A 15,381-nucleotide genomic window follows, 5' to 3' on the forward strand; every position below is an offset into this window, starting at 1 on the left:
CCGCCGCTACTCGGTGTAGGTCACGTTGTACAGGGGCAGGAGGGTCTGGTTCATGTTGACCGGGAATCCCTCCACGCCGTTGGCCTGGGCCGTGGTGATGCGGTAGTTGAACAGCCAGTCGGCGGGCGCGTCTTCGGAGACGATACGCGCCGCCTCGGCGAATTTGGCGTCACGCTCCTCGTCGGAGGTGGCGGCCACACCCTCGGCGTACAGCCGCTGCACTTCGGCGTTGTCGTAGCCGTAGTAGTAGTCCGGGTCGGCCCACTGGTAGAAGTCGTGGCTTTCGTTGTGGTCCACCAGCGACAGATCGTAATCATGGTTGGTGTACACGTCCTGCAGCCACGTGGAGAACTCCACCACGTTCACCGTCAGTTCGATGCCGACCTCCTTGAGCTGCGAGCGCAGCTGGTCGCCCAATTCGGTGCCGTAGGTGTTCGCATAGGTGAGGGTGAGTTCCAGCGGATGCTCGGTGGAGTAGCCGGCCTCCTCAAGCAGCGCCTTGGCCTGGTCCACATCGTGCGGATACAGGTCGGTCAGGTCCTCGTAGCCGGGGTCGAGGCTGGGGATCGGCCCGCCGAGCGCCTTGTCTGCCCCACCGCGTGAGGCGATCAGCTCGTCGTGGTCGATGGCGTAGCGGATGGCCTGCCGCACGCGCTGGTCGGAGGTCTTCTCGCCCTTCGAGTTGAAGGCGAGCACGTATTTGTCGGTGCCGTCGCCCGCCTGCACGGTGTAATGCTCGGGGTCGGAGGTGAACGGCTCGGCCAGGTTCTCGGTGATCGGCGCGAGCACCTGCACGTCGCCGGATTTGAGCGCGTTCACCGCGGCGTTGTCGTCGGTGAAGTATTTGACGACCACGGTGGGCGTTTTGGCTTTGTTCTCGCCCCAGTAGTTCTCGTTGGCCGTCAGCGTGACGGAATCGTTCTCCACGAATTTCGACACCGTGTACGGGCCGGAGCCGACCGCCTCGGTTTTGGCGTCGTAGTCGGCGTCTTTGTCGAACACAAGGCCAGGGCGCCCGGTGAGGGTCCACAGCAGGTTCGAGTTCGGCGCTTCCAGCGTGATGACCACGGTGTTCTCGCCGTCGGCGGTCACGGAGGTCACGCCGTCGAGCGCGTCGGCGTCATGGTATTGCTGGTCGATGAGTTCGTTGATCGACCAGGCCACATCCTCGGCGGTGAGCGCGTCGCCGTTGGAGAAACTCATATTCTCGTTCAGGGTGAAGGTGTAGGTCAGGCCGTCGTTGGAGACGGTCCAGTTTTTCGCGATGGCGGGCACGACCTGGTTGTCCGAGTCGCGGCCCACCAGCCCCTCGTACACATTGCCGATGAGCAGCTGGTCGAGCGCGGAGCCGGACTGGTTGCGGATGTCGAGATTGGTGGGGGCGAGTTTCAGGCCGATGGTCACGGTGCTTGCGGCCTGCCCGGTGCCGGATGCGGCATCGTCGTTCTTCTTGCCGAATACGGTCGCGCCGATGACGATCGCCACGACGGCGATGACGGCGATCAGCACCCACACCCACGCCTTGGGTCCGTGATGCTGGTTCGTTGATTTCGCGCGCCCTTCCAGGGTCGCGTCGGTACTGGCCACGGCGTTCGCGCCAGTGGTTGGAGTTGTCTTCTGCTCTTCGGTTGCGTCGGCCTCGCCGTACGCACCATGATCGTGAGACATGGATCTTCCTTATGCAATTATCGTTTTCGTTGGATTGTCGATTGGTTGGCCGCCCGAATAGGGTCGTCCACCAAGGGATGAGTATAGCCCTCGCCATGGGCAGCGCACGGACGGCGTTCCATTGCCACTTCGTGCGACCCACCCCGTATAATCGCGTCCAACAAGGGAGGCAACCATGCTCGTCGCAGTCGATATCGGCAATACCAACATCGTGCTCGGATTCCTGGAGCGCGATGAAATCGTCGGCACGTACCGCATCACCACCAAAGCCGACCACACGTCGGACGAATACGGTCTGATGCTTACGGAATTCCTCGCGATGAGTGGCTACGCACCACAGGATGTGGACGATGTGATCATCTGCTCGGTGGTGCCCAAAGTGATGTATTCCTTCCGCGCGAGCATTATCAAATTCCTCAAACTCGAGCCGATGATCGTCGGGCCCGGCGTCAAAACCGGCATCAACGTGCGCATCGACGACCCCAAGTCGCTGGGCGCGGACATCCTCGCCGGATGCGCCGGCGCGTACTTCACTTACGGAGGCCCCGCTCTGGTGGCTGATTTCGGCACCGCGACCACGTTGATCTACGTGGACGGCAGGGGGACGATCACCAGCGGCGTCATCACCACCGGCATCCGCTCGTCCGCGGCCGCGCTGTGGGGGCAGACCGCGCAGCTTCCCGAAGTGGAGATCACCCGCCCGTTCTCGATTCTCGGCACCAACACGCGAGACTGCATGCAGGCCGGTCTGTATTACAGCACGCTCGGCGGCATCGAACGCATCATCGCCCAGTTCCGCGCGGAGATTGACGAACCGTTCCAAGTGATTGCGACCGGCGGCCTGGGGCGCATGTTCAAAGACGACACGGATATGATCGACGTGTACGATCCCGACCTGATCTTCAAAGGCATGAAGCACATCCACACCCGCAACGCCTAAGCTTAGGATTCACCCGAACGAACCTACTGGATGGTGAAGCCTTGGTTGAAGCCGTATTCTTTGAGGTCTTTCTGCCATAGGGCGATGCCGTCGGAGAGGCTGATTTTCTTGCCCGGATGCTCCAGGGATTTCAGCGGATTGCCGCGGCTGTCCGTCTGCCCCTGGTCGATGGCTTCTTCGCGCGCCTGATACGCGTGGTAGGAGCTCGACCAGCGGTAGGCCTGTCCCACGGTGGATCTGAAGTCGCTGCGCGCGTACACCTCGAACGGCAGGTACTGGTAGTCGGTGGAGACGTTCTCCGCCGCCTGCGCCAGCACTTCGTTGAACCGCTGCCCGCCGAAGTAGGCCACGTCGACGCCGCGCGAGTCGCGGATGGTGGTTTTGCTCAGGAATTCCCGACTGTTCAGGGTGGCGTTGTCCGCAGGGAAAGCGCCGCCGTCCACACGTGTGGAGATGCCTTCGGTGCTGTGGGTCGCGAATTCGACGAAGCGGAACGCCGCATCCGGCTTGCGTGTCAACTGCAGCACCGCCAACGCGGAACCACCGTTCTCGGCGTTGGCGGGTTGGCCGTCCGCCGTGGGCATCTGGGTCACACGCCATAGTCCCGCGGTGCCGGGCACGTCGGCGAGCAGCAGCGAGGGCATCCACGCGCCGGAGAACACGGAGGCGATGGTGCCGTCGCCGATACGTTCCTTCCATGCGTCGGACCAGGTCTGCGAACGCGTGTCGATCAGGTCCTCGTCAATCATTTTCTGCCAGAATTCGGTGAACGCCTGCACGCCCGAATCGTTTTCCAAATCGATGGTCACGGTTTTGCCGTCCGTCGAGGTGCGGAAAGGCTGGCCACCCGCCAGCCAGATCATCGCGTCGTAGAAGCTGGCGTCGCCCGCGTCGGCCGCGATGTATACGCCGATCGCTTTGAGTTTTTTGGACGCCTCATAGAAGTCGTCCCAGGTTTTAATCTGTTCGGCGTCCACGCCGGCTTGGTCGAACACGTCTTTGTTGTAGAAGAACGCCATCGGGCCGGAGTCCATGGGCAGCCCGTACACGCGGTCGGCGAGCTGCACGGACGACCAGGTGCCCGGAGTGAAGAATTCGGAATAGCCGGATGTGACCCGGTCGGTGATGTCGAGCAATTGCCCGGACACCGCGTATTGGCGCAGGGCGAAGTATTCCAGCTGCACCACGTCTGGGGTGCCGTAGCCGTCTTGGATGGCCGTGTTGAGGTTGTCGTAGCCGCTGATGTCGGTGAGTTCCACGCGGATGTCTGGATTCGCGGCTTCGAACTGTTCGACCACCGCCGCCATGCTCGGCTCCCATGACCACACGTTGATCACGGTGCGGGTGTCGACCGCGGAGGCGGCCCCGCAGCCCGCAAGGCAGACGGCAAGCACGACGGCGGCGAGCGTCGTGGCCAGTCGTTTGAGTCTCCGTCCGATAATGCGCATGCCCTCGAGTCTACCCGCTGCCCCGGGCCGGTCGGGACCGACCAGTCGGCCCGATATCCCGAAGCTGTTTTCGCGACAGTACGACGTAAAACATGCATTTCCTAAAAGCAAGCACCGCACATGTCATTACGAGCGGAGCGAAGCGGAATCGAGGAATCTCAACAGCACGTGAGATCCCTCAACTCCGCTCGCGATGACGAGGGGGGGGGAACACTCAGACGACAGGGAAACACTCGGGTGGTGAGAGAGACGCTCGGACCGATATTAACCTTGGGCCGGCGGATTGGAGCATAACCGGACATCAAACGCATCTATGCGGAGAGGAAAGCCGTGGGATTCCACAAGGCAGTGACCGGAATGGCCCACAGGTTCTCCGACCATTGCATGACGCGATTGCCGGTATACACCAGAAAGCCGCGGTGGAATCTGTCATCCTGAGCCAATGCCGAAAGACCACGGAAATCCTCGCGCGTGACTCTCGACGATGATTTGACTTCAACACCAACCAAACGATTACGCCGACTCATGACGACATCCACTTCTTTCGGATGTGCGCCGGACTCGCGCCAATAGAAGCAGTCGGGATGGGTATGCGACCACTGCACAGACGGCACGATCTGGTTCACGACAAACGATTCCAGATTGTTGCCGAAATCCACAGGATTTTCCGCCGGGTCACGTCCTTTGGAAAGCAGTGTCTGCACGCTCAGCGACGTGTCCGTGGGATGGATTTTGGCGCGGGTGAACGACTGCCGATTCGGCGCGGTGCGCAGATTCGGCAGCACATGAACGAGGAATCGACGCATGAAAATGCCCACATAACGGTCCACCGTCCGCCGATCCAACGCAAGTTCGTTGCCCAACGCACTGGAATTGAGAATGCCACCCGGCGCGCACAGCAATCGTTCGAGAATGGTTTGCGCGATGGCGACATCGAGCTTCTCACCGGGAAGAATCGTGTCGCCGAGCACTGCGCGAATATCATCGGCCACCAGCCGTTCCCGTTCCCAATCCTCGTATTCGGCGTATTCGAACACATATCCGGGGAATCCGCCGGCCGCCATCAGATCATACAAATCGTCCCGTTCGACACCTTCGTCATAATCCGCATTAGGCTGCCGTTCCCACAAATCATCCACCAAGCTTGCGGCGACGCCATGCCGTTCCCGCTGCGTGAGCGGACTCATGGTGAACCGTTGCGAGCGCCGCGCCAGAGGATCCTGCCCATCAAGCCCATCGCGGTTGATGATCGCACTGCCGGTAAGCACGAATTGCGTTCCCGACTCAGGCGATGCGTCGACGATCTCCTTGACCTCCAAAGGGATGTCTTTGATACGCTGCGCCTCATCGATGATGACCGGAAGTTTCAGCGTATTCAACCAGCCCCGCACATCGGCACGCGCCCACTCATACGTATTCGGGTCGGCAAGCGTCTCATATGAGAACCCCGCAGGCACCAACTGCCGTTGGGACATCAACGTCTTGCCTACCGCACGAGACCCTTCCAAAACCACGACTTTGCGTTTCGCACGCAGTAACGCTTCGCCCAACGGTCTGGTGATGTAGTCATTCATGATTGCGAGTCTATCATGAATGTACAATTTTTATACATTGGATGTACAAAAATTTATACATACAATGTACAAAAAATAACGTTTAGGTGGTCGATAACGACCACCTCTCACCCATCGTCATGCAATCGGAGACCGGAGGCAAACCGACGGCTGGATGGCTGAATCAATCGGCCGAACGGGAGGTTATTCGGCGTCCCATAGGCGCATGGCTTTGCCGGCGAGGCGCAGCACGGCTTCGACGTAGTAGTAGTCGCCGTACACCATGGGCACTTCGCGGTCCGGTTCGCTGTGGTACGAGCCGGAGCAGCACTGCACCAAACCGTCATGCGCGGGGTCCCAATCGCACCAGTTGGCCTCCACCGCTTTCAGAATGCGCACGGCCCAGCGCGCGTACAGCGCACGCTCCAACTCCGGCACCTGCTCGGCCACTTCCATCAGACCGCAGGCGGCGATCACCGCGGCCAATGCATCCCGATACTCCGGTTCGGCGGGCTGGCGGAAGTCGATGGGTGTCAGGTCGCCGCTCAGCGCCACATTGGCGCAGAAATAGTGCGCCACGCGCTTGACGGCATCCAGATACCGAGCCTCACCGCTGTTGCGGGCGGCGAGCGCGAATCCGTAGATCGCCCACGCCTGGCCGCGCGTCCAAGCCGATCCGGATTCGTAGCCCTGTCCGCCGGGATTGTCTTCGAATTCGCCGGTCAACGGATCGAAGCACACGATGTGGTTGCAGGAGCCGTCGGGGCGCACCACATGCTCGAGCAGGGTGTCCGCATGCATGGTCGCCACCTGCGCGTAGCGGGGGTCGCCGGTCTCGCGCGTGGCCCAGAACAGCAGCGGGATGTTCATCATCGAGTCGATGATGGCCCAGCCTTCGCGCCCTCGCTCGTTCCACGCACGCAGGAAGCGTCCGACCGGGTTGAAGCGGCTGACCAGCAGGTTGGCGGCGTGCAGGCCACGGGTGCGGGAACGTTCGTCGCCGGTGGCACGCCAGTCGGCCACGGCGGAAAGCAGCCACATGAAGCCGGCGTCGTGGTCGGTGTCGTTGTCGTCGAACACGCGGTCGAGCTTGGCTTCCACACCTCGCGCCGGCGCGGTGTACGCCTCGTCTCCGGTGGCGTGGCGCATCTGCCAGAGAATGCCCGGCCAGAAACCGTTCGTCCACCAGCGGATGAAGGTTTCGTCCTCGAATTCGCGGTAGAGCCCATCCTGCGCGATATAGGGGATTTTGTCGCCGACACGGTCGCGTTCGGCGGCGAATTTCGCGGTGAGTTTGGGCAGTTGCGCCTCGGCCCACGCACGCTCGCCGTCGCCGACGAGTTCGCTGATGGTCACGGTGGGCGGATTCGCGGATGTGGTGTGTTCGCAGGTCATGCTGGTCCTTCTTGATGACGACGTGATGATATGGCGATATTAGGTCTCGTTCGAACCAACTCGCGGCTTCATTCAAGCCGACGCAGGATGCCGCCCGCGTGGGGCATCCTGCGTCGGCGTTTGATGGGAATCCGGAAGGAAGGCGACGTGTCAGCGCTTGAGCACCAGCACGCCGTTGGGTGAGATTTCGGCGGTGCCGGAGGCTTCGTCGACCTGCGCCAGAGAGGCGACCATCGGCGCGCCTTCGACGTCGACCGTCACCGTCTCATGGGTGCGGTTGAACAGGAAGACGAAGCGACGCTCGCCGCTCTCGTCCGCACGTTCCACACGCAGCACCTTGCCGCAGTCGGGACCGCCGGCGGCGACGCCCAGCTCCTCCAGCAGCGTCGGCAGGGTTTTCGCCAGGCCCTCGCGGCCCAGGCGGACACCGACATACGCGGCCTTGCCGTCGCCGTATTCGTTGACGGTGATCGCGGGAGCGCCGTTCATGCCGGTCCACGAATCGGCCTGGAAGGTGGCGAGCACGCGAGCGGTCTCGGCCACAGACGCAATCACGTCGGCGAAATCATGCGCTTCGGCGCCGTTGCTCAACTTCAGGCTTGCCACCGCGCCCGGCTGGTCCGTGCCCAGGGGCGCGAACTCCTCGACGCGCACGCCGACCACGTCGCGGATGGAGCCGGGGTATCCGCCCAGCCAGATGTGGTCCTTCTCATCGGCCAAACCGGTGTAGTAGGTCACGAACAGCTTGCCGCCGTTGGCCACATACTCACGCACGCGGCGCGAGGTCTCCTCGGAGAGGATGTACAGGCTGGGCAGCACCACGGCCTCGTACTGGTCCCAATCGCCCTGCACCGGCACCACGTCGGCGGTCAGACCGTTGTCGGCCAGCGCGCGGAACCAGTCGAGCGGCTCGGTCCAGTGACGCACCTGCTGGCTGGGGGTGGCGGTGTGTTCGGTGCCCCACTGCGATTCGTAGTCGAACACCAGCGCGACCTTGGACTTGACCAATGCGGTGCCGAGCAGCCCCTCATCGGCGAGCAGGTTCAGATCGGCGCCCAGTTCGCACACATCGCGGAACACCTGCGAATCCGAGCCGGCGTGCGGCACCATCGAGGAATGCCACTTCTCCGCGCCGGCCTTGGACTGCCGCCACTGAAAGTAGCAGATCGCATCCGCGCCCATGGCCAGATGCGCCAGGGAGTCACGCACCAGCTCGCCGGGCTCGCAGCGGTAGTTGATCTGACGCCAGTTCACCGCCGAGGTGGAGTGCTCCATCAGGAACCACGGCTGCTTGCGGGCGACGCCGTCGCACAGCGAGGCGGAGTACGCCAGCTCGTCGAGATGCGCCTCGCTGGGAGAGAAGTAGTGGTCGTTAGAGACGAAGTCGACGTCGTAGCCCCACTTGTCGTAATCGAGGCCGGTGCCGCCCGCGGAAATCATGAAGTTCGTGGTCTGCGGGCGGGGTGCGATCTCCAGCACCGCGTCACGTTCGGCGCGGTACAGGTCGAGCAGCGCGTCGGAGCTGAATCGCTTCCAGTCCAGCAGCTTGCCGGGGTTCATGAAGTTGCCGTCGCCGATGTAGCGGGGCGGGATGATCTCGGAGAAATCGTTCATACGCTGCGCCCAGAACGCGGTGCCCCAGGCGTCGTTGACCGCGTCGATGGTGCCGTAGCGCTTCTCGCACCACTTGCGGAAGGCGCGCTCGGCGTCCTCGGAGTAATCGAACCGGTTGTGGCAGCCGTATTCGTTGTTGATATGCCAGGCCACCACATAAGGATTGTCCTTGTAATGCTCGGCCATGGCGCGGCACAGACGCAGCGCGTACTCGCGGTACACCGGGCTGGTGGGTCGGTAATGCTGGCGAGCGCCCGGCTGGCAGACTTCGCCGCGGTCGTTGACCCACAGCACCTCAGGATGAGCCTGGGTGAGCCACATCGGCGGCGAGGCGGTGCCCGAGGCGAGGTCGACGGCGATGCCCGCTTTGCCGAGCTTGTCGATCACGCGGTCGAGCCAGTCGAAATCGTAGACGCCTTCGTGGGGCTCCAGCTTGGCCCACGAGAAGATGCCGACGGAGACGAAGTTGACTCCGGCCCGACGCATCAGCTCGATGTCCTCATCCCATACCTCCTCCGGCCACTGGTCGGGGTTGTAGTCGCCACCGTACCAGATGCGGGGCTGCTGCCCCTCAAGCGGCTGGGGCCATTGGAATCGCGTGCGTTCTGCCATAGCTGTCCTTTGCGTAGCGTCTCCCGCACAACCTCGTTGGATGCGGGCGGCATATGGAGCCGACCGTGCGATCGACCCATCACCTGTTCAAAATGTTTGCGTTACCATAATAGCATCACAATGGACAATGCCTGCACATAAGCCGCGTCACAACAGCTGAGCAAACCATCTATAATGATAACGAAAACACCGATGCCGAATCGTGGAGCAGACACTATGGAACGCACATCACAAGCCTCATTGCAGGATGTCGCCAGAGAGGCCGGGGTATCCGCGCAGACCGTGTCCCGCGTGGCCAACGGCAGCGACGCGGTGCGCCCCCAAACCCGCCAACGCGTGCAGATGGCCATGGAGAAACTGGGGTACCGCCCCAACCACGCCGCCCGCGCGCTTAAGCAGGGGCGCTTCAACGACATCGGAGTCGTGCTGTTCGACCTGACCTCCTATGGCAACGCGCGTATCCTCAACGGCATCGCCACGGCGGCGGCCGACAACGACTATTCGGTCACCGTGCAGACCATCAAACCAGGCCACGAACGCACGCTGGCGGCCGCAGTCGACCGCATGAAGCAGCAGCCGGTGGACGGTGTGATCGTGGTGATGGAGGAATCGATTCCGGATTTCGAAACATTCGCGCCATCCAAGGAGCTGCCTGTCGCGCTGGTCACCGAAGCCCCGTCCCCGCACTGCCCCACCGTCGATGCCGACCAGTACGGATGCTCGACCGCGGTCGTCGACTTTCTGCTGAGCAAGGGCCACCGCACGGTCTACCACATCTGCGGCCCCACGTCCTCGCGCGCGGCCGAAAGCCGCGTCAAGGGCTGGCGCGACGCGCTCGAACAGGCGGGCGCGCGCGTGCCGTCGATATACGTGGGTGACTGGGAGGCCGACAGCGGATACCAAGCGGGCCTCGCTTTGGCGCATGATCCCGAATGCACGGCGATCTACGCCGCCAACGACCAGATGGCCTATGGGGCGATCTGCGGATTGGAGGCCGCCGGCAAACGCGTGCCGGAGGATGTGAGCGTGATCGGCGTCGACGATTCGCTGGTCGGTATGGTGCCCCGACTCAACCTCACCACCATGCGCATGCGCTTCGACCGCATCGGCAGCGAGATTTTCGCCATGATCCGCCGCCAATGCGAGGGCGAACAAGTCCCGGTCGGCGTCAAAACGGTGATTCCGACCGAACTCGTCGAACGCGGATCCGTACGCGACATCAGCGTTTAGATATCGTCCGGATATCGCCTAGGCATCGATTGGGTACACAATGCGATGATGCCGACGCAGGCCTTGGGCCGCGTCGGCATCATCGCGTTTAAGACATCATCCCCAAGCGGAGATGCTTCGACTTCGCTGCGCTCCGCCCAGCATGACATGAGGGTTGTCAACGTTATCGTTTAGCGGATGGTGCGCTTGATCAGACGGGCCACGTTCTCGGCGGTGCGCGTCAGATTGTCCGACGCATGGTCCACGGCGTCGCGCATGGTGGCCACTCCCGGCATGATGCCGAAAATCGCGTCGATTCCCAAATCGTAGAGCTGGTCGATGCCTTCGCCGACGTTGCCGGCCAGCGCCACCACCGTGCAGTCGGGCGATGCCTGCTTGACCGCGCGGGCCACACCCATGGGCGTTTTGCCGTACTGCGTCTGGAAGTCGATGCCGCCTTCGCCGGTGAAGCAGTAATCCGCCCCCTGCGCCAGGCGCGCCAGGCCGGTCGCCTCAACCACCAGGTCGATGCCCGAGCGCATATTCGCCTCGGTGAAGGCGAGGAATCCGGCGCCAAGACCGCCGGCGGCACCCGCGCCGGGAACGGATTCCACCTCTCGTCCCAGCTGTTCGCGAACCACCGCGGCGTAATGGCTCAGCGCCGCGTCCAACTGTTCGACCATATCCGGCGTCGCGCCCTTCTGCGGACCGAACACGGCGGACGCGCCACGCACGCCGGTGAGCGGATTGGTCACATCCGACGCCAAGCGAATGCTCACATCGGCAAGCCTCGGATCCAAACCGGAGACATCCAGCTTGGCGAGCCCGGCAAGCGCCGCGCCGCCGAACGGCACGGGCGCGTCGTTCTCATCCAGCAGCCGCACGCCCAAAGCCTGCGCCATGCCCGCGCCACCGTCGTTCGTGGCGGATCCGCCCAATCCGACGATGATCTCGGCCACGCCCTGGTCAAGCGCATCCTTGATCAGCTCGCCGGTGCCATAGGTGGTGGTGATCAGCGGATTGCGCGTGGTCTCGTCGACGTATTGGATGCCGCTGGCAGCGGCCATCTCGATCACCGCGGTGCGTCCGTCGCCGAGGATGCCGTATTCCGCGTTCGTCGGGCGTCCCAGCGGATCGGTGACCAGCACCGAGACGATACGGCCGCCGGTCGCGTCCACCAGCGAACGCACCGTGCCTTCGCCGCCGTCCGCCATCGGCACGCTGACGCATTCGGCGTCATTGAACACGCGCAGGATGCCGGCTTCGATGGCCTGCGCCGCCTCGCTTGCGGTGAGCGAGCCTTTGAACGAGTCGGGAGCGATGACAATCTTCATAAGAGAACCTTTCAACATTGAACATGGTAGATGATTGGGCGCGGGGCGGCATGATCGGCCGCACCCGCGTTAAGGAGGTCACAGCACGATCGTCAGCAGGGTGGCCACGACCGTCATGGTCAGACCGACCAGCGCCTCGAACGGAAGCACGCTCATGCGTTCGCCGATGGACATGTTCATCGACTTGGCGGAGACGTGGAAGTAGTTGCCGTGCGGCAGAGCGTCGATAACCGTGGCGCCGGCCTGCATGGTGACCGCGGCGGCCACCGGCGCGGTGCCGAAGGCGATGATCGCCTCGCCGAAGGAGCTGGCGCCGAGAATCACGCCGGTGGAGGTGGACGCGGTCGCCGCGGCCATCAGAATACCCGCAATCGGAGCGAGCATCGCGCCGGGAACGCCGGCCGAGGTGATCAGACGCACGATCTGGTCGGACAGGTCGGAGTTGGTGATCAAGCCTCCCAGCGCGCCCGCGCCGATCAGAATCAGCACCACATCGATCATGCGGGACATACCCGCCGCGGTGTAGTCGAGGATGCGCTTCCCCTGCCCCATGGCAAGCAATCCCACAACGGCCGCGAAGGGAAGGATGTACATCGCGTCGATTTGGAACATGGTGAGCGCTTCGATGTTCAGCACGGCACCCAACGGATTGATGAGCAGCAGCACGATGGCCGTCACGGGGGCCACCAGCGCTTTGCCGATGGAGGGCAGCTCGCGAGCGGCCTCGCCGCCCTGCGCGGACGCGCCGTTGCCGCCGTTCAAGTCATCCAGGGTGACGACCTGCCCGCGGTGCTGCACCAGCGTGGCCAGTAGCACGGCCATGGCCAATCCGCACAGCGCGGGAATGAAGCTGGAGATCATCACGTCGGAGGGCTGGATGCCGAAGCCGGAGGCCGCCGCGATGGTGTTGGGGTTGGGAGAGATGATGTTGCCGGCTTTGCCGCCGCCGGAAAGCGCGACCAGCAACGCCAGTTTGGAGACCTTCATCTTGGAGCCGACCTCGATGGCGATGGGCGCGACGATCAGCACCGCCACGGGGATGAACACACCCACCGCACAGATGATCATGGTGGCGAACGCCAGGGCGAAAATGGCGAGCCGCTCACCGAGCGTGGTCACGATCGTCTGCGCGATGCGGTTGGCCGCGCCCGATTCCATCATCACGCCGGCCAGCACGCCGGCGGCGAGCACACGAATCACCGTGCCCATCACACTTTGTGTTCCCGAGACTATGATATCCACGGTCTGCGAAAGCGAGGCCCCGCCGATCACACAGCCGACCACAGCGCCGAGCATCAGCGCGTACGTGGTGTTGAACTTACGTAGAATCAGGGCGATAGCGAGCGCCAATCCAATCAACGCCGCCCACCAGTGCAATGAAATGTCCACTTTGACACCTTTCCTGAGTAATCCAGTCGGAACTACCGGTCGTACATGTATTATCGACCCAGCCCCACGGATCAGGCGATGTGCCCCGCCATACAAACACCCGTCAAATTGCAGATGAAAAATAGTACACGTACCATATTCCTATGGAAATCGATCCGAATATCGCCACCGACATCGTGACGCATCTCAAAGATGCGTTGCGTCACGAGATCAACTTCTTCAACACCGACGGCATCATCGTCGCCAGCACCGACCCCACCCGCGTGGGATCCGGCCATGACGGGGCGCGGCTGGCCATCGCTTTAAAACAAACCGTCTGCGTGGATGACGAGCATCCCTTCGAAGGCGCCCGAAACGGCGTCAACGTGCCGGTGCAGTTCGACGGCGAGGTCGTGGCGGTTATCGGCATCACCGGAGAAAGGGCCGAGGTCGAGCCCTTCGGCACCGTGCTGCAGAAGATGACTGAAATTCTGATCCGCGAGCATCTCGACCAACTGGCGCAGTCCAACAGACGGGCGTTGCTCACCTCGCTGGTCATATCGCTGATGCACGGCAGCCGCGACGAAACCGACGTGGAACGGCTCGCCGCCATGCTGGACGTCGACCTCACCCGGCCATGCTCGGCCATCGTGATACGCGGCGACGAGCCGGATGATCTGCTGACCCATCGGGAACAGCTCGCCCCTGTGTTGGAACAGGAAATCAACATGCCGCCCGGTGCGATAGGAACGCTGACATCCCAGGAATACCTGCTGATCATCCTAGACGGCAGCGGAACCGAAGCGGCGCTGCGCACCGCATCCGCCATACAGGAAATCATCTCGCGTCATACCGAGCATCCCACCCATTGCGGTTTCGGTTGCGCGACGCCCACTATGCTCGATTGCCGAGCCAGCTACGAACAAGCTGTGACGGCGCTGCAGTGGGGCATCGCCAATAAAGCGTCCCGCGCTCCGGCACCGCGCTCGTCACGCGCCACTCCGCTGACGCCCACGCCCAGTTCCCGCTCCACCAGCACGATGTACGCCGATCTCGATTTGGGATTGGTGCTTCCGCAGATTCCGCCAGCGCAGGCGCAGACGCTGGTCCATCATGTTTTCGGCGATCTTCCCGATGCCACCGTCGACGCGTTCGAAACCACGTTCGACGCCTATACGCGCCGCAACGGCAGCATCAACGCCGCCGCCGAAGAACTGTTCCTGCATAAAAACACGCTGCAGAACCATCTCAACCGCATCGCCGCGACCACCGGATACAATCCGCGCGATCTCAACGACCACACCGTTCTGGCGCTGGCGTTCCTCCTGCGCCGGCAAGCGGGACGCGCGAGGTGAAGTCGCGCGGCTCACCGGTGATGGGGTCGATGAATTCCAAACAGCGGGCCACCAGTTCCAGCGGTTGGCTGAAGTCGCTATAGGGTCGCTCGATGATGCGCGGATAGAAGTCATCGCCGAGAATCGGCAGGCCCAGCGCGTTCATATGCACGCGAAGTTGATGCGTTTTGCCGGTGCGGGGATGCAGCACATACCGGCAAACCAGTTCGCGATTCCCAGCCGCCGTATATCGCGTCACAACAGCGCCGCCACGTTCAATCAGTGTTTCCGCGTTCACGACGCCCGGCTCCTCATAGGCCTGCAGAATGCCGCGGTCCTTGGTGATATGCGAGCGACGCAGCAGCGGGAACGGCCGGGGCAGCTCAAGCCGCGTCACCGTGCCGAAGCGCGGCGCTGTCGCCGGGCGGCATGGCGCCAGACATTCGTATGTTTTGACCGTCTGCCGGTTCTGGAACAGCATCTGATACGCGCCGCGGACCGCGGGATCGCGCACGAACACCACCACGCCAGCCGTAAGCCGATCCAGCCGATGCGCCGGAACGATATCCGGCTCGCCATACCGCTCACGCAGCCGAATCAGCGCCGTCTCGCGATACCACATGCCGCGCGGAGTCGTCGCGAGAAAATGCGGCTTGTCCACGACGATGATCCGCTCATCCTCATACAGCACCTCGCATTCAAACGGAATCCGAGGCTCCTCCATCACCCACCTATGCTGTGCCCCACTCATCACCCAATCGACCCCTCCTACGAATTGAACAGACAACCGTCATTACACACATCTCGTAAGATCCAGACGCAACGAGCAGGTGCCCGGCATGTCCTGTTCACGGGCGTAAAGCTTGGCCTGAGCGGCCTGGAGCGGTCCCGAGAATAGGACATGCC

11 protein-coding genes are annotated in these 15,381 nt (G+C 62.7%); 3 read left to right on the forward strand and 8 right to left on the reverse strand.

Features of this window, described 5'->3' with window-relative positions; genetic code table 11:
• Positions 1–6: 6 nt before the first annotated feature.
• Positions 7–1,668 (reverse strand): ABC transporter substrate-binding protein, encoded by a 1,662-nt coding sequence (locus tag AC1AV0_RS02760; RefSeq protein WP_476570869.1) that lies wholly within the window; start codon positions 1,666–1,668, stop codon positions 7–9.
• Between the two features lie 175 nt (positions 1,669–1,843).
• On the opposite strand from AC1AV0_RS02760, the gene AC1AV0_RS02765 reads away from it, so the two are divergent.
• Positions 1,844–2,608, forward strand: a complete 765-nt coding sequence (locus tag AC1AV0_RS02765; protein ID WP_476570870.1) for a type III pantothenate kinase — start codon at positions 1,844–1,846, stop codon at positions 2,606–2,608.
• Between the two features lie 23 nt (positions 2,609–2,631).
• Here the strand turns inward: AC1AV0_RS02765 and AC1AV0_RS02770 are convergent, their stop codons facing one another.
• From AC1AV0_RS02770 to AC1AV0_RS02785, 4 genes are all read right to left on the reverse strand, one after another.
• On the reverse strand, positions 2,632–4,056 hold the full coding sequence (locus tag AC1AV0_RS02770) for an ABC transporter substrate-binding protein (protein ID WP_476570871.1): 1,425 nt from the start codon (positions 4,054–4,056) through the stop codon (positions 2,632–2,634).
• A 311-nt stretch (positions 4,057–4,367) separates the two neighbouring features.
• On the reverse strand, positions 4,368–5,630 hold the full coding sequence (locus AC1AV0_RS02775) for an ATP-binding protein (protein WP_476570872.1): 1,263 nt from the start codon (positions 5,628–5,630) through the stop codon (positions 4,368–4,370).
• A 183-nt stretch (positions 5,631–5,813) separates the two neighbouring features.
• On the reverse strand, positions 5,814–7,004 hold the full coding sequence (locus AC1AV0_RS02780) for a glycoside hydrolase family 88 protein (protein WP_476570873.1): 1,191 nt from the start codon (positions 7,002–7,004) through the stop codon (positions 5,814–5,816).
• A 150-nt stretch (positions 7,005–7,154) separates the two neighbouring features.
• Positions 7,155–9,230: a beta-galactosidase gene (locus AC1AV0_RS02785; RefSeq protein WP_476570874.1), complete on the reverse strand. Its 2,076-nt coding sequence runs from the start codon at positions 9,228–9,230 to the stop codon at positions 7,155–7,157.
• A 216-nt stretch (positions 9,231–9,446) separates the two neighbouring features.
• On the opposite strand from AC1AV0_RS02785, the gene AC1AV0_RS02790 reads away from it, so the two are divergent.
• Positions 9,447–10,460: a LacI family DNA-binding transcriptional regulator gene (locus AC1AV0_RS02790; protein ID WP_476570875.1), complete on the forward strand. Its 1,014-nt coding sequence runs from the start codon at positions 9,447–9,449 to the stop codon at positions 10,458–10,460.
• Positions 10,461–10,630: 170 nt separating this feature from the next.
• Here AC1AV0_RS02790 and AC1AV0_RS02795 read toward each other — a convergent pair whose 3' ends face one another.
• Together AC1AV0_RS02795 and AC1AV0_RS02800 are read right to left on the reverse strand one after the other, a co-directional pair.
• Positions 10,631–11,773: a glycerate kinase gene (locus AC1AV0_RS02795; protein WP_476570876.1), complete on the reverse strand. Its 1,143-nt coding sequence runs from the start codon at positions 11,771–11,773 to the stop codon at positions 10,631–10,633.
• A 78-nt stretch (positions 11,774–11,851) separates the two neighbouring features.
• On the reverse strand, positions 11,852–13,162 hold the full coding sequence (locus AC1AV0_RS02800; RefSeq protein WP_476570877.1) for a GntP family permease: 1,311 nt from the start codon (positions 13,160–13,162) through the stop codon (positions 11,852–11,854).
• A 143-nt stretch (positions 13,163–13,305) separates the two neighbouring features.
• Here AC1AV0_RS02800 and AC1AV0_RS02805 point away from each other — a divergent pair, with 143 nt between their 5' ends.
• Complete coding sequence (locus AC1AV0_RS02805; RefSeq protein ID WP_476570878.1) at positions 13,306–14,496, forward strand: CdaR family transcriptional regulator; 1,191 nt, start codon at positions 13,306–13,308, stop codon at positions 14,494–14,496.
• On the opposite strand, the gene AC1AV0_RS02810 is transcribed toward AC1AV0_RS02805, so the two are convergent.
• Positions 14,432–15,226: a pseudouridine synthase gene (locus tag AC1AV0_RS02810; protein WP_476570879.1), complete on the reverse strand. Its 795-nt coding sequence runs from the start codon at positions 15,224–15,226 to the stop codon at positions 14,432–14,434. The two genes, AC1AV0_RS02805 and AC1AV0_RS02810, sit on opposite strands and share 65 nt — an antisense overlap.
• Positions 15,227–15,381: the final 155 nt, after the last annotated feature.

The sequence above is a fragment of the Bifidobacterium sp. LH_558 genome, from assembly GCF_056356295.1.